The following is a 16294-nucleotide window of genomic DNA, read 5'->3' as shown; positions in this document are numbered from 1 at the left end:
ATTGTTAAAAGCAGTTGAGGATTTTTAATATAAATAAAACCGAAAATTATATAAATTAAGCTTGTCAAAAGCTATTATATTTGCTTGATTCGAACTGACTATGAAATTCAAATACCTATTTTTTATTTTCCTTTTAATAACTGCTGGCCTCCAAAGCGAGGCACAAGAGAAAAATAGTGGTAATGATTCCGTCAAAGTCTATAAAAAAATAGAAACCTATTCGAAAAAAAGTAAAGTCAATAGTTTTGTTTACAGGCTTTTATTTCGATCACAAAGAAAATCTACACCCTCCACCAACACCAAGAGAAAGCGTTATTTTATCAAAAAATCTTTTGACCGCAACGAAGGTAAAATTATCCGAAGTATTACTATAGAAACTTTGGACCCTTTTGGATATTCTGTTGACAATTACAAAGATGTTCCCGAAAAAGGTTTTGAAAAATTTGGTAACAATCTTCACATCAAATCCAAAAACTGGACGATTCGCAACTTGCTTTTATTTAAGAAAAATGAACCTTTGGATTCCTTGGTTGCCAAAGAATCAGAGCGTTTAATTCGAAAACAACGTTACGTTAGAAGTGTCATCATCAAACCTGTAGAAATTCCGAATTGCAATGATTCTATAGATATTTCAGTACGCGTTTTAGACTCCTGGAGTTTGATTCCAACCGGAGCCATATCTAACACTCAAGGTAGTTTTGAATTAACAGAGCGTAATTTCTTTGGATTAGGACACGAATTTGAAAATGACATTAACCGTCGTTTCGAAACCGGACAAAATGCTTACAAAGCCAAATATACCATCAGTAATATTAAAAATACTTTTATTAACACCACATTTACTTATGAAAATTCAATTGATAATTTCACGACCAAAAGTGCGCGAGTGGAACGCCAATTTTTCTCTCCATTCACCCGATTAGCCGGTGGTCTTTTTTTAGAAAATCGATTTTATATTGACTCTCTTCCCGATAATGCCGGGGTATTTGCCAAACAGCGCTTCAAATTAGAAACACAGGAATATTGGGCAGGTCATTCTTTCAAGATTTTTGGCGGTAAAAACGAGGATTACCGAACTACTAATTTGGTTACTACCATTGGTTATAAGAGCACTACTTATATAGAAGAGCCTACTTTGACTTATGATCCTACTAAGTTTTTTTCGAGTGAAAAATTATATTTGGCCAGCATTGGTTTAAATACCCGAAAGTTTGCCGAAGACAAATACCTTTTCAATTTTGGTATAATTGAAGACGTTCCGTATGGTCAGGTTTATGCCATAACCGGTGGAGTACAAGAAAAGAACAATCTGAAACGGGCTTATTTTGGCGGACGATTTGCTTACGGGAATTATTTTGATTTTGGCTATCTGGGCACCAATATTCAGTGGGGTAGCTTTTATAATAATGGCTGTACCGAAGAAACTACTTTTCGAATTGAAGGGAACTATTTTACCAATTTGCTTTCATTGGGCGGATGGAAAATTCGACAATTTATAAATCCGACACTAGTTATTGGAAATCACAGAGCGCCAATTATCAAAGACCGTCTTTCTTTTTCTGATGCCAATGGTATTTCGGGTTTTACTAACCCATTGATAAGCGGTATACGTAAACTTTCAGTCGGTTTTCAAACCCAAACTTACGTTCCCGGCAATTGGCATGGTTTTCACTTCAGCCCCTTTTATAACATGACTTTTGGGTTATTAGGTAATGAAACGGATGAAGTTTTCAACCAACGCTTATATTCTAAATTCAGTTTAGGTGTTTTAATAAATAATGATTATTTGGTGTTCAACAGTTTCCAGATTTCATTTTCTTTCTATCCTTCCATTCCGTATGAAGGCACCAATCTTTTCAAAACCAATACGCTCAAAAACGACGATTTGATTTTACCTGACTTTCAAATTGGACAACCGGTTATTGTTCCTTTCAAATAGCCATCGGATTACATTAATTTGTAAGTAATTTTTATTATAAATAGTTAAAAACGTGTATTTTAACGATTATATTTTGCTCTTAATCGGTTAATCTGTATGTTTACTTACCCGAAACCAACACCTTATTTGTATGAAAACAAACTACTTACCCGAAGGAATGGTGAAAAAAAATTATCTCTGTTCCTTACTAGGACATCGTTTTGTTGAGACCAAAAAAGTCAACAATCATTTTAGCGAATTTGAATGTGAAGTTTGCAAGATGCAGGCTACTAATGACAGCCGTGGACATAAAATAACACTGACCTCAAAGCTGAAAGAAATTAATGAAACTTTATTTTATCTTCAATTAAAAAAGCAATTTATCGCCCGTTTTTATTTTACAAAAAAAGAATAGTAACAAACTAAGGTTTCAATCGTCAAACCAGCAAACCTTAAAAACTTAACCCTTGGAATCAACTATTCTTTCCATCAAAAAGCTGAACAAACGGTACGGCAAAATTCATGCAGTAAAAGACGTTTCTCTCGAAATACACAAAGGCAATGTCTACGGAATCTTGGGTCCCAACGGCAGCGGAAAATCCACCACTTTAGGAATTGTATTGAATGTAGTCAACAAAACTTCTGGTGAATACAGTTGGTTTGATGGCGCTATGCAAACCCATGAAGCGCTGAAAAAAGTAGGTGCCATTATCGAAAGACCCAATTTCTACCCTTATATGTCGGCCAAAGAAAACCTGGAATTGGTTTGCAAAATCAAGGGAATTGACTACTCCAAAGTAAACGAAAAGTTAGAAATCGTTGGACTGATGGATCGCAAAGACAGCAAGTTCAAAACCTTTTCATTGGGAATGAAACAACGCTTGGCCATTGCTTCTGCCCTATTAAACGACCCTGAAATTTTAATCTTAGATGAACCTACCAATGGCTTAGACCCGCAAGGGATTCATCAAATTCGCGACATCATTAAGCTGATTGCTTCACAAGGCACCACGATTTTATTGGCTTCGCATTTATTAGACGAAGTCGAAAAAGTATGTAGCCATGTTTTAGTTTTGCGTTTTGGTGAAGTTTTATATACCGGCACTGTTGACGGAATGACCAACCAAAGCGGCTTTTTTGAATTACAGGCCGATAACAATACCACACTTACGGAAGCTTTAAAAAATCATCCGGAAACCGATAAAATTTCGGAAACCGAAGGAAAAATAATTGTGTATTTTAAAAACAAGGTAGACGCAGCACAACTAAATAAGTATTTGTTTGACAAAGGCATTTGTTTGAATCACTTAGTTCAGAAAAAAATAAGCTTGGAACAACAATTTTTAGCATTAACCAACAAATAACAGCCTGTCATGAAAAGATTACTAGCCATAGAATTACAAAAAATCTGGAAAAACAGAGCCAGCAGAATACTAACCATAAGTTATTTTGTGATTCTTTCTTTCATTGCTTTAATAGCTTCCATCAAATTTGATATCGGCAATTTTAAAATTCATTTTGCCGAAATGGGCATTTTCAATTTTCCGTTTATTTGGCACTTTAACACCTACATTGCCGCCATATTAAAGTTCTTTTTAGCCATCGTTATTGTTTCAATGATGGCAAATGAATACAGCTACGGTACTTTAAAACAAAACCTCATCGACGGGATGAGCAAACAGGAATTTGTACTCTCCAAATTCTTAACTGTCATTCTTTTTGCCTTTACCTCTACAGTTTTTATTTTTATCATGTCCTTACTTTTAGGATACAGCTTCTCTTCTTATACGGAATTGAGTATAGTATTTTCGGGACTGGAATACCTATTGGCCTATTTTATAAAACTGGTTGGCTTTTTCTCTTTCTGTTTGTTCCTTGGTGTATTAGTAAAACGTTCTGCATTCGCCATCGGTTTTTTGTTTGTATGGAATATCATTGAAGGAATAGCCAAAGGAATTTTAACCTTTAAAATTTTCCCGAAGAGCGAAACCGCAGCCCAAATTATGCAGTTCTTCCCGCTGGAAGCCATGAGCAATTTAATCGTAGAACCTTTTACCCGATTGTCTATAATCAAAAGTATAAAGACTACCATTGGCGACAATGATATTAAAGATTATGATGTGCACTTTACGTCACTGTTAATCGTTTTGGCGTGGACAGCCCTTTTCATATTCTTATCGTATAAAATCATCAAAAAAAGAGATTTATAGTATCTTTGCGGATGCTATGAAGCTATTGCGAATTTTATTTTTTATTTTGCTTTGTTGTTTTTCCCCGAAAACTATTTGGGCGCAAAACATCACGGTTACTGATACCTACACGGCACAGCAATTAGTAGAAAATGTTTTAATTAACAGCCCTTGTGCCAACGTAGCAAATTTCAGTGTAAGTGGAGGGAATTTTGGTTCAGGGGAACAAAGTTTTGGTTATTTTACAGCCGGAACCAGTAGCTTTCCTTTTGCAAATGGTATCGTATTAAGTACAAGTACCGCTATCGGCACACAAGGTCCCAACATCTCTCTCCTTAGTGACGATGCACCGGGTTGGCTGGGTGACCCCGATTTAGAACAGGCATTATCCATATCCAATACTTCCAATGCTACCGTACTCGAGTTTGATTTTACACCGCTAACCAGTCAAATCAGTTTTGATTATATTTTTGCTTCAGAAGAATATCACGGTACAGCACCTTGCCATTATTCAGATGGGTTTGCTTTTTTATTAAAAGTCGCCGGAAGTCCCGACAGTTATCAAAACTTAGCATTAATCCCCAATACATCAATACCCGTAAAAGTAACAACCGTACATCCTGACATCCCAGGTAATTCAGGTTGTCCGGCAGAAAACGACTCTTTTTTCGGAAGTTATAATGACAGCACAGCTCCCATCAATTTTGACGGACAAACCGCTATAATGACTGCAAAAGCTAATGTAATTCCGGGAACTACCTATCACATTAAATTAGTAATTGCCGATGAAACCAATCCGCAATACGATTCTGCTATCTTTCTTGGCGGTGGAAGTTTTAGTGTGGGTACCGATTTAGGTCCTGACCGATTAATAGCCAACAACAATCCGCTTTGCAACAGCGATACTTATGTGCTGGATGCAACCGAACCCGGCACCAATACTTATAAATGGTTCAAAAACAATGTAGAACTGCTAGGCGAAACTAATCCAACTTATACCGTTACCAGCGCCGGAGTTTACAAAGTAGAAATAACATTAAACAGCACCAGCTGCATAGCAGAAGGCGAAGTTACTATTGAATACGTTGGGATGCCCAGCACTGCTCCTATCACTCTCGTACAATGCGACGACAATAACGATGGTATAGCTTTTTTTAATTTAACAAAGCTGACCCCAATTATACAAGGAAGCTCATCGGGTAATACAGTTGTGTATTATTCAAATCTGTATGATGCTCAACATCATCTTAATGCAATTACCAATACTACCGCTTTTCAAAACAACACTACTAGTCAGGTTGTGGCTGCGGTAACAAATTCATTTGGTTGTGACAGCTATGTTACCATAAACCTTCAAATAGCCGACAATCCCATGCCAATAATAAATCAAATTAAGATTTGTGATGAAGATGGCACCCATGATGGATTTACGGCTATCGATTTAAATCAACAAGTAACTCCTAAAGTACTAAACACCTTACCCAACGGATTGTTGGTAGAATATTACTTGACTGCGGCCAATGCGGCCAATCAAACTAATGCATTACCCAATATTTTTACCAATACAACTACACCCAACCAAATCATTTTTGCCCGAATTGTAAATGGCCCTGATTGTTATGGTATTATCCCGGTGCCTTTACAAAGTATTACATTCAATCCTGCCAATTTTAATGATGAAACCGTGTTTCTGTGTGATGGTAAAACAACAACCACCTTATCCGTACCAACAGGATTCAGCAGTTATACTTGGAATACCGGAGCCACCACCTCATCTATTCCGTTACTAACTTCAGGAACTTATACCGTAACGGTAACCAATTCCAATGGTTGTAGTGTTACAAAAATATTTACTGTAGTAGCCTCCAGTGCGCCGATAATTACTTCGGTTGACATTGGTGATTTTTCAGAAAACAGCAATACGGTTCAAATTAATGTAAGCGGCAGTGGGGATTATGAATATGCTTTGGACGGCATTCATTTTCAAAGTAGTTCATTGTTTACCAATGTAACGCCCAATGAATACAACATTGTAGTTCGCGACCAAAACGGCTGTAATCCTAATGCCATAGACCATATCTTTGTACTGGATTATCCCAAATTTTTCACTCCAAACGGAGATGGCATTAACGACACTTGGCAAATTAAAAATTTATTTTACTACCCCAATGCCATAATCTCCATTTTTGATCGTTACGGCAAATTCATTTACAGCTTTGATGCCAACCACCCGGGTTGGAATGGTAAACTAAATCAACAGGAACTTTTCGCTGATGATTATTGGTTTGTCATCACTTTAAACAATGGCAGAATCATCAAAGGCCATTTTGCCCTCAAGCGATAAATGCTTTTTTTTTACTAATTTTATCCAATGAAAAAGATTGTTGCGCTTTTTGCTTTTTTGCTGTCCTTATCCACAACAGCCCAATTTAGTAAAACCCATTATATACCACCATTATCCAATACTGATTCTGCTTCCGCTGTGCCTCAAGGTCAGTCTATGTATATTTCATGTCCCAGCATTACCCCTGTCAATTTTCAAATTCAGGAAATTGGCGGCAATACGATTACCGGTACTGTTAGCCGCGACGCACCTTTTGTGTATGTTATTGGCACAGGCTATGACACCCAATTATTAATTTCAAGAAGCGATGTTAATACGGTTAAAGACAATAAAGGATTCATCGTTCAAGCTGAAGATTTAATTTACGTCACCGTCAGATTAACAGCATCTAATCAAAACTTTCAGGCAGGTGGCCTTGTTTCAAAAGGTAGCGCCGCGCTCGGAACCCAATTCAGAATCGGCGCCTTTATCAACACCGGTATCAGCGCCATTACTGATACGCATTATACTTTTGCTTCCATACTGGCAACCGAAAACAATACCGTTGTTTCTTTTGGCGATATAAAACCCGGAGTAGATTTAATCAACAATACTGCCGCTTCAAATACCCCAAGCGATATAACACTCAATGCCGGCGAAAGTTATGTCATAGCCGTAGAAGGCCCAACAGACGGCAATAGAGACGGATTAATCGGGGCTTCCATTACCTCTAACAAACCAATAGCAGTAAACTGTGGCTCTTTTGCCGGAACCAATGGAAATAATGATGCTAATATCGATTTAGGTTTTGACCAAATTGTTTCCGCCGAAAGAACCGGTCAAGAATATATTTTTGTCAAAGGCTCCGGAATTGATGTAACCGAACGACCACTATTGGTTGCAAATGAAGACAACACCGCTATCTATTTAGATGGCAACGCAACTCCTTACACCACCTTAAATGCCGGCGACTATTTAGCTCTCGACGGAAGTGCCTTTTCGGCCAATGGAAACCTATATGTAAGTGCCTCTAAAAATGTTTTTGCTTATCAAGGTATAGGCGGTACCTCAAGTCAGGCCAATCAAAACATGCACTTTCTGCCTCCATTAAGCTGTCAAACACCCAAAACCATAAATAATATTCCTTTTATCAACGAAGTGGGTGGTTTAACCGATTTTTTCGGAACGGTTTGTATTGTTACTAAAGCCGGAGCTTCTCTTGATTTTATTATTGACGGAACCAATTACAGCTTAGCCACTTTACCCTCCGGAATCAATGTCAACGGCCCGTTAGCCGTAACCGGTAATGCTAATTATGTAACCTATACTTTTGAAAACCTAACCGGAAATGTTTCTGTTTTTTCATCAGAGCAGGTGTACCTTTCCTACTATGGTTCGAGTAGTGCGGCTACTTATGGCGGGTATTATTCTGGATTTACCTTTGACCCTGAGATTATTCTGCAACCTCAAGCCACAGCAACCTCCACTTGCATTCCTTTTGTTGATTTACAAGTCAACGCCATCAGTGGTTTTGATCTCTTTCAATGGTATTTTAACGGAACCCCCATTACAGGTGCCACTGCCAACACTTATACGCCTACCCAACCTGGTTTTTACAAAGTTAAAGCCACTTTAAGCGCTTGTAGTACCGATTTCTATTCCGCAGAAATTCCGGTCAGTGCCTGTGCCGCAGATACTGATAATGATGGTACAAATGACAATATCGATTTGGATAATGACAATGACGGCATCACCAATTGCACAGAATCCTTTGGCAACCAGTCTGTTTCTCTAGCCAATACAGCTTCCGGAACTATTACTGTCGGGCCTTATTCTAATTCTTTTACCGGAGCAGTCACAACCTCAGCTACTGCCAGTCCAACCCCTTTCACCGGAAATGCCGATGGTAGCTTTGTAACCGATATTCCGCCCGGAAAGACCAACTGGGTAAAATATCAAATGACGTTTGCTCAACCGATTTCGCTTAGTTTAGAATATGTTACGACGGCCAATGCCACCGACTTGCTCGATTCTAACGGAGAATACACCATCAATTCACCCATAAATAAAACAATCACCGTTTTAAATCCGGACAACCAATTGTTGATTGACACTAATTATGATGGTTTTTATGAAAGTGGCGTTACCCAATTCTCCTCTTTCGAAATCCGATTCCGATTAAACAATACTATTCCGCTGGCCGCCGGCACCGGTACCTTTAAATTCCTGACCAAAAGCTCAGGTACTATAAGCTTTAAGCACCGAAATCTGTCTGACAATGTGGGCAATAAAGCTACCATGAGATTGTTGGCAACCTGCATCCCTAAAGATTCGGATAACGACGGCATACCCGATCAGGATGATTATGACAGTGACAACGACAGCATCCTCGATTTTGTGGAATCGCAAGGACAAACGGTAACACCGCTATCCAATGCAGATACCAACGGTGATGGAATCGATAATATTTTTGCCAATGGTATTACCCCCGCTGATACAGACAGCGACGGCATTCCGAATTATTTGGATTTAGATGCTGACAATGACGGTATCGTGGATATAATCGAATCCGGAAGCCCAGGAAACGCCAGCAATACCAGCGGCATAATGACCGGTAACTTCGGTACCAACGGACTCCATAACAGTTTAGAAACTTCGCCTGACAGCGGAATTCTTAACTACACTTTAGCCGATACGGATGGGGATGGCATGGCCAATTACATTGATTTAGACAGCGACGCCGACAACTGCAACGATGCTACCGAAGGCAGTATTAATTTTATCATTGCCGCACCGATTATCATTACTACTCAACCTCAAAATGTTATCGCTTGCGAATTACAGTCGGCTACTTTTACCATAACAACCAATCCGGTAAACTCCTATCAATGGCAATTGTCTACTGATAACGGAGCTACTTGGACCACGCTGACCAATAATGCCACTTACTCCGGAGTAACTACGGTAACGTTAACCATTTCCAATGTTTCTCCAACGATGGTCGGCTACCAATACCGTGTCTTTTTAAATAAAAACGGAAACAGTTGCGGGCTATATTCCACCGGAGGTATTTTAACCACGTATCCGCTTCCGGTAATTACTACTCCTATCTCGTTAAAACAATGTGATGACAATACGGATGGAATTTCTACCTTCAATTTAACGCAAAAAAATGATGTGATTTCGTCAAATTACATGAACGAAACCTTTACTTATTATACCAATCTGGCAGCAGCCAACACCCAAAACAATACGTTCTTAATTGCCAATCCTATTGCTTTCACCACCGGCAACACCAGCGTTTACGCCAGAGTGGTCAACAGTAACGGCTGTTTCAGAGTAGCGCGCATTGATTTGACTATTTCGGTAACACAAATTCCGCCAAGCTTTCAGGTGCAAAACCAATACCGCTTTAAGTGTGATGATTATCTTGATCCTGTTAATGATGACCGTGACGGCATAACCAAGTTCGATTTTACCCCCATCACCAACAGCCTGTTAGCCTTTTTACCAAGTAATGTTTCTATAAAATATTATAAAACCGAAGCCGATTTCTTGGCCGAAACCGATGCCGCCGGAAACTCTTTAGCTATTCCGGACCCTTCCAACTACCGAAACATTGGTTTCCCCGGTACGCAAACCATTTGGATTCGTGTAGACAGCACAGCAGACAACTCTTGCTTTGGTTTTAAAAAGTTTGACCTGGTGGTAGAATCCTTGCCTTTTGCCTATCCGGTAAATGCCAACAACCTGATTCGCCATTGCGATGACAATCAGGACGGAACTTACGGTTTTGATACTTCCGGAATTCAAGCAGCAGTAGTAAACGGACAGCCTAATGTCAATGTAAAATATTTCAGAGCCAACGGTACTCCGCTTCCTTCGCCTTTACCCAACCCGTTTCCGGTCAACACCAATGAAACCATTACCATCAGAGTCAGCAATAACAATACACAATCCGCTGACGGTCCTTGTTATGAGGAAGAAACCTTGCAGTTTATTGTGGATGATTTACCCGAAGTCTTCCCTATTGCGGCAACGTTAACTACTACTTGTGATGATGAAGCTATTGTAATCGATCAAGATGGGCAACACGATTTTGACACCACCAATTTTGAGGCTACTCTTCTCGGGACACAAACCGGAATGAACGTTTACTATTTTGACGGCAACAATAATCCGCTGCCTAGTCCGTTGCCAAATCCTTTCACAAGTAGTACGCAAAACGTAAAAGTAGTAGTCGAAAACCCTATCAATACGGCTTGTACCGCCCAAATGATTATTCCGTTTGTGGTACATCCGTTGCCAAAAATTGACCAAGAAGAAACCGTACTCATTTGTCTCCCCGATACACAGGCTACTTTAGATGCCGGAATTCAAGATGGTTCCTCAACAACCAACTATTCCTTTCAATGGTATTTGAATAACAACATCCTGGCCGGACAAATCAATCCTACACTTACCGTCAACACTACCGGAGTATATAGTGTACGAGTGACCAATACTTTTGGCTGCGCCGCAACCCGAGTGTTAACGGTGATTAGTTCCCAAATAGCCAGCATTCAGGATATTGTCATAACCGATTTAACCGAAATCAATTCGGTAGCCATAACCGTAACAGGCTCCGGAATTTATGAATACGCGCTAGATGACAGTAACGGCCCTTATCGCGACACCGGCCTCTTTACCAATGTGCCGATGGGACTCCATGAGTTATACGTTCGCGATAAAAACGGTTGTGGCATCATTGGTCCTATATCAGTTCCGGTACTGGGTATTCCGCAGTATTTTACTCCCAACGGCGATGGCTATCACGACTATTGGAATGTGAGAGGAATTAGTTTGCTTTCGCCCAATGTCAATTCGATTGTATACATCTTTGACCGCTTCGGAAAATTAGTAAAACAACTGTCGCCTATAAGCAATGGCTGGGACGGCACCTATAATGGCCATGAACTGCCGGCTGATGATTACTGGTACGACATTCAGTTTGTTGACGGTCGCAATGTAAAAGGACACTTTGCTTTAAAGCGATAGTACTAAGAAACTAAAGTTAGTTGCATTACTTGAATTGTAATTTTTAAATATCAATTTGTTGGTCTCCAAACATTGATACCTACTGACAAAAGCCTCAATTCTCTTCGGAAGAGAACTAAAACCCTTATTTAGAGATATCACTTCCTTATTTAGAGAATAAGTTCTCTTCGGAAGAGAATTAAAACCCTTATTTAGAGATTGCGCTCCCTTATTTAGAGAATCGGTTCTCTTCGGAAGAGAACTAAAACCCTTATTTAGAGATATCACTTCCTTATTTAGAGAATCGGTTCTCTTCGGAAGAGAACTAGAACCCTTCCTAAGAGAACTCGAAGTAGTAGGAACAAAAAAAAGCCCCGATTACTTGAGGCTTTTACTTTATTCTTTTATGAATTTTGATGCTGTAGTTCCTTTATCGCTAATAATCTTAATAAAATAATTTCCGGCTTTCAGGTTTGTGACATCAATGGTATTAGCTGGATTAGTCACTACTTCAACTAATTGCCCCAACATGTTATAAATACTGATGGAAGATATGGTTACGCTTTGTTTTGAAGTAATAGTAAGCTCATTTTTAGCTGGTACCGGAGACAGACTGAAAAGGGTATTGAAATCAAAATCAGTAGTTCCTAAGGTCGTCACAGTCGTGATAGCTGTATTGGTAACAATAGGTGCATTGTAATCAAAATAGATATTGGCAGTATTACTAAAAGTATCGCCTACTATTAAGGTTGGTTTAGTTTTAATTTTAAACGCAACGTATCCGTCGTTATTGGCATCATCAAAGGGCAGGTTTATATTTTCGAAAATGAATTCGACTTTATTGGTATTGACAATTCGGGTCACAAAATTGTGGCTGCCATTTATTGGTAATAAACTATTGATATCAAATTTAGTAGAGTCAATAATATCTTTTAATACTATATTTACCGCATTAGCGGTACCTGTGTTTTCAAAACGAATGAAGTAATGCACATACTCACCCACCACACTTGGTGAAATCACAGCTCCTTCCAAACAGGTTTTATCATTAGGGTCATAAGAATTAACAGCTTTTTGGTTAAATATTGCCACATTATCATCTGGGGTTTCATCTGTTAAACCTGAAATAGTAGTTGTGTAGTTAAGTATGGAGCCACCATCTACCGAGGGTACTTCTGTTGGCCCATTTAGATGTAATGTCAGCTGTATTTCTCTTGATTCAAAAGGAGCTAAATTGATAAAATTCCATGACAAATTATTAGTCATCTGACTATTCAAAGCAGGAGTTGCGGAAATGTAATCTAAGATGGCATCATCAAAATTTAAAGTAACTGATCCCGATTGGCTATTGGTTCCTTTATTTTTACATACAATTTTGTATCTGACATCAAAGCCGGGACGGCACACATTTAAAGGAATAAGAAATACTTCTAAATCATTGTGAGTACCATTTGAAGCTATACAAAAATTTTGGTCAAACGGACTTGTTTCTGTTGGAAACGTAACCGTTGTGGTTGATGGTGAAATGTTGAAATAGGAAGGATTTTCCAATACCGGTGTAATGGTATGTGTACCACCCTGAACCGGAATAGTATAATTCCCAGAATCATTTGAAATTAAATTTCCCGAAGAGGTTCCATTGGAAAAAAATAATTTCAGAAAAGGATAATTGATATCTGAAGGAGAGCATCCATTGCTGTCCTCATCATATTTGTTACTTCCCTGAATGGTATAATATGTTCCTGATGGTGTGAATGAACAATAAGAATTTACAAAACAATTAGAATAGTTATACGAATTTATTCTGTACTGAATATAATCAAGCATTGTATCGTTGGCACAGATATAACTCAAGTTAGGATTATTTGCAAAAAAAACATCATCTAACGACATTATCTGAATAGTTGCTCCTTTTATAAATAAAGTGTTAAGTAAGTTGTTGCTACAATCCAAATAATGCAAATTGGTGTGATTTGTAAGTTCTAAAGTTGTCAATTGATTATTTACACAATAAAACCGTTCTAGCAGTAAATTTGTTGACAAATCCAAACTTGTAAGGTTTAAATCACTACAGTATAGTGCTTTTAGGTTTGTTAACCCGGTAACATTAAGAGAATTTTGTAAAGGATTCATACTACAGCTAAGTCCTTCAAGGTTGGGAAACAAACTAAAATCAATAAGTGGCAATTGCGGGTTAACCGAACAATTTAAATATTTAAGATTTACTAATCCAGATATGTTTAATGAACTCAATTGATTATTGTAACATCTTAGATCTTCAAAATTCGGCAAACCACTTACATCTAGACTCGTCAACTGATTATAACCACAATCTAAAGACTTTAGATGAGGATAAAGTGATAAATTTAATGTTGTTAGGTTGTTTCCATCACAACTAAGATGATTGATAATATTGGTACTACTCACTGTTAGATTGGTTAGTTGAGGATTGCCACCACAATAGAGTTTTTCTAAATTTATCAGGTTGGTTAAGTTTAAAGATGTAAGTTCGGTTCCCCAACAGTTTAGTTCCTTTAACTGTGGTAAACCGGAAACATTTAAACTAGTTATAGGATTTCCCCAGCACTTCAACGAAATCATATTAGTAAAATATTCAATACCGCCCATATTGGAATACATATTGCTTCCATTCTGTCCTCCAACATTCATTTCTTTTACAAGTAAAGCTTCACTGACCTGAATTTGCCCATCATTATTAACATCGAGATGGAAAAAATTACCCGAAAAATCGGTTACGACTACATTATTAGTATCTGATGTTAGCAATCTTGCTTTAAACTGGGCATCAGGAAAATTAATTATCTGCGCCTTTCCAATAAACACAATAAAGAGCAGGATTAAAAAAGTATATAGTCTTTTCATAGGACAAGTTTATCACTCAAAGATATACAAAAACAGTTACAAAAAAAAGCCCCGATTACTCGGGGCTTTCTATTTATCAAGAAATAAAGAAAATTATTTTTTCTCTTTCTTTTCCATTTCTGCTTTTAATCCGGCAAGGATATCATTGTTATCTCCAAGAGTTGATGCCGGAGCATTGTTGTTAGAAGATACCGCTTCAGCTACTGCTTTAACGTTTTTCTCTTCTTCTTCTCTAAAGATAGCGGTGTGAGAAGCTACTACTCTTTTGAATTCTTTGTTGAACTCAATTACTTTGAATTGTGCTTCGTCACCTTTTTTCAATTTCTTACCGTCTTCTTTCTCTAAGTGACGAGTTGGGATAAACGCAACTACATCATCTCCGAAATCTACAGTAGCTCCTTTGTCAACAATCTCAGCGATAGTTCCGGTGTGGATAGTTCCAACAGCGAAAGCATCTTCATGTTTGTCCCAAGGGTTAGCCGTAGTTTGTTTGTGACCTAAAGATAATTTACGTCCGTCAACATCCAACTCTAATACTACTACATCTAATTTGTCACCAACGTTAACAAATTCTGATGGGTGTTTGATTTTCTTAGTCCAAGACAAATCAGAGATGTATACTAAACCGTCGATACCTTCTTCTAACTCAACGAATATACCGAAGTTAGTAAAGTTTCTAACGATTCCTGTGTGTTTAGAACCTACAGGGTATTTAGCTGTAATATCTGTCCATGGATCTTGCGTCATTTGTTTGATACCTAAAGACATTTTTCTTTCGTCTCTGTCTAAAGTCAACACAACTGCTTCAACAACATCACCAACTTTTACGAAATCCTGAGCACTACGTAAGTGTGTAGACCAAGACATTTCAGAAACGTGGATTAAACCTTCAACACCTTCAGCAACTTCAATGAAAGCACCGTAATCAGCAATAACTACTACTTTACCTTTCACTTTGTCACCTACTTTAAGTTCAGCTCCAAGAGCATCCCATGGGTGAGCGTTTAATTGTTTTAAACCTAATTGGATTCTTGTTTTCTCATCATCAAAATCAAGGATAACTACGTTCAATTTTTGGTCTAATTCCAATACTTCACTTGGGTGGTTAATTCTTGACCAAGACAAGTCAGTAATGTGGATTAATCCGTCAACACCACCTAAGTCAATGAACACACCATAAGAAGTGATGTTTTTCACAACTCCTTCTAATACTTGTCCTTTTTCTAATTGACCGATGATTTCTTTTTTCTGAACTTCGATATCCGCTTCGATAAGCGCTTTGTGCGAAACAACAACGTTTTTGAATTCGTGGTTAATTTTTACCACTTTGAACTCCATCATTTTGTTTACGTATACATCGTAATCACGGATTGGTTTCACATCAATTTGTGAACCCGGTAAGAACGCTTCGATTCCGAATACGTCAACGATCATACCACCTTTAGTTCTACATTTAACGAAACCGTTAACGATTTCTCCTGTTTCGTTAGCTGCAATAACTCTATCCCATGATTTGATAGTTCTTGCTTTTCTGTGAGATAATACCAACTGACCTGTTTTGTCCTCACGAACGTCAATCAATACTTCTACTTTGTCACCCACTTTTAATGCTGGGTTGTAACGGAACTCATTCAAAGAGATAACTCCTTCTGATTTCGCGTTAATGTCAACAATTGCGTCTCTGTCAGTAATTCTTACTACTACACCTTCTACAACTTCTTCTTGATCCGTTGAAATGAAAGTTTTAGTAACTAAGTTTTCAAACTCTTCTAAGTTTTTTTGATCTACTGCGTCAATTCCTTCGGCATAGTTATGCCAGTTAAATTCATTTAAAAACGCTTCTTGTTCTTTGTTTAATACAGCCATGCTGATAAAAAATTTGTATGTTATGTTCTTTGAGTTTCATAATGCAAATAAAAACACAACAGTGTTAGATTTAAATAGTTGATACCTAAAGGAAACTCT

General features: G+C 38.0%; 8 protein-coding genes. 6 read left to right on the top strand and 2 right to left on the bottom strand.

Translation table 11 applies throughout. The features are described 5' to 3' along the window. Positions 1–100 precede the first annotated feature (100 nt). The 6 genes from GUU89_RS08860 to GUU89_RS08835 all read left to right on the top strand — a co-directional run bounded on the left by GUU89_RS08860 (position 101) and on the right by GUU89_RS08835 (position 11467). Entirely contained in the window at positions 101–1939 is a 1839-nt protein-coding gene (locus tag GUU89_RS08860; RefSeq protein ID WP_162127571.1) for a BamA/TamA family outer membrane protein, read from the top strand. 130 nt (positions 1940–2069) lie between these two features. Next, positions 2070–2333, top strand: a complete 264-nt coding sequence (locus GUU89_RS08855) for a hypothetical protein (RefSeq protein ID WP_162127570.1) — start codon at positions 2070–2072, stop codon at positions 2331–2333. Positions 2334–2385: 52 nt separating this feature from the next. Continuing rightward, positions 2386–3282: an ABC transporter ATP-binding protein gene (locus GUU89_RS08850; protein WP_162127569.1), complete on the top strand. Its 897-nt coding sequence runs from the start codon at positions 2386–2388 to the stop codon at positions 3280–3282. A gap of 9 nt (positions 3283–3291) precedes the next feature. Next, on the top strand, positions 3292–4128 hold the full coding sequence (locus tag GUU89_RS08845; RefSeq protein ID WP_162127568.1) for an ABC transporter permease: 837 nt from the start codon (positions 3292–3294) through the stop codon (positions 4126–4128). Between the two features lie 16 nt (positions 4129–4144). Next, positions 4145–6451: a T9SS type B sorting domain-containing protein gene (locus GUU89_RS08840; RefSeq protein ID WP_162127567.1), complete on the top strand. Its 2307-nt coding sequence runs from the start codon at positions 4145–4147 to the stop codon at positions 6449–6451. 27 nt (positions 6452–6478) lie between these two features. Then, positions 6479–11467 (top strand): T9SS type B sorting domain-containing protein, encoded by a 4989-nt coding sequence (locus GUU89_RS08835; protein WP_162127566.1) that lies wholly within the window; start codon positions 6479–6481, stop codon positions 11465–11467. Between the two features lie 375 nt (positions 11468–11842). Here GUU89_RS08835 and GUU89_RS08830 read toward each other — a convergent pair whose 3' ends face one another. Together GUU89_RS08830 and rpsA are read right to left on the bottom strand one after the other, a co-directional pair. Further along, positions 11843–14329, bottom strand: coding sequence for a DUF7619 domain-containing protein (locus GUU89_RS08830; RefSeq protein WP_162127565.1), 2487 nt, complete (start codon positions 14327–14329; stop codon positions 11843–11845). 93 nt (positions 14330–14422) lie between these two features. Beyond that, a complete protein-coding gene (gene rpsA, locus GUU89_RS08825; RefSeq protein ID WP_162127564.1) occupies positions 14423–16195 on the bottom strand; it encodes a 30S ribosomal protein S1 in 1773 nt (590 codons plus the stop codon). Between the last annotated feature and the right edge of the window lie 99 nt (positions 16196–16294).

The organism is Flavobacterium phycosphaerae (assembly GCF_010119235.1).
GTDB lineage: Bacteria > Bacteroidota > Bacteroidia > Flavobacteriales > Flavobacteriaceae > Flavobacterium > Flavobacterium phycosphaerae.
Note: the sequence above shows the minus strand (reverse complement) of the source record. Positions and strands in the feature narration are given on the sequence as shown.

What these genes read in the sequence shown, in the direction of transcription:
- rpsA (WP_162127564.1), bottom strand. Translation starts at nt 16,195, where the DNA reads ATGGCTGTATTAAACAAAGAACAAGAAGCGTTTTTAAATGAATTTAAC.
- GUU89_RS08860 (WP_162127571.1), top strand. Translation starts at nt 101, where the DNA reads ATGAAATTCAAATACCTATTTTTTATTTTCCTTTTAATAACTGCTGGC.
- GUU89_RS08835 (WP_162127566.1), top strand. Translation starts at nt 6,479, where the DNA reads ATGAAAAAGATTGTTGCGCTTTTTGCTTTTTTGCTGTCCTTATCCACA.
- GUU89_RS08845 (WP_162127568.1), top strand. Translation starts at nt 3,292, where the DNA reads ATGAAAAGATTACTAGCCATAGAATTACAAAAAATCTGGAAAAACAGA.
- GUU89_RS08830 (WP_162127565.1), bottom strand. Translation starts at nt 14,329, where the DNA reads ATGAAAAGACTATATACTTTTTTAATCCTGCTCTTTATTGTGTTTATT.
- GUU89_RS08840 (WP_162127567.1), top strand. Translation starts at nt 4,145, where the DNA reads ATGAAGCTATTGCGAATTTTATTTTTTATTTTGCTTTGTTGTTTTTCC.
- GUU89_RS08855 (WP_162127570.1), top strand. Translation starts at nt 2,070, where the DNA reads ATGAAAACAAACTACTTACCCGAAGGAATGGTGAAAAAAAATTATCTC.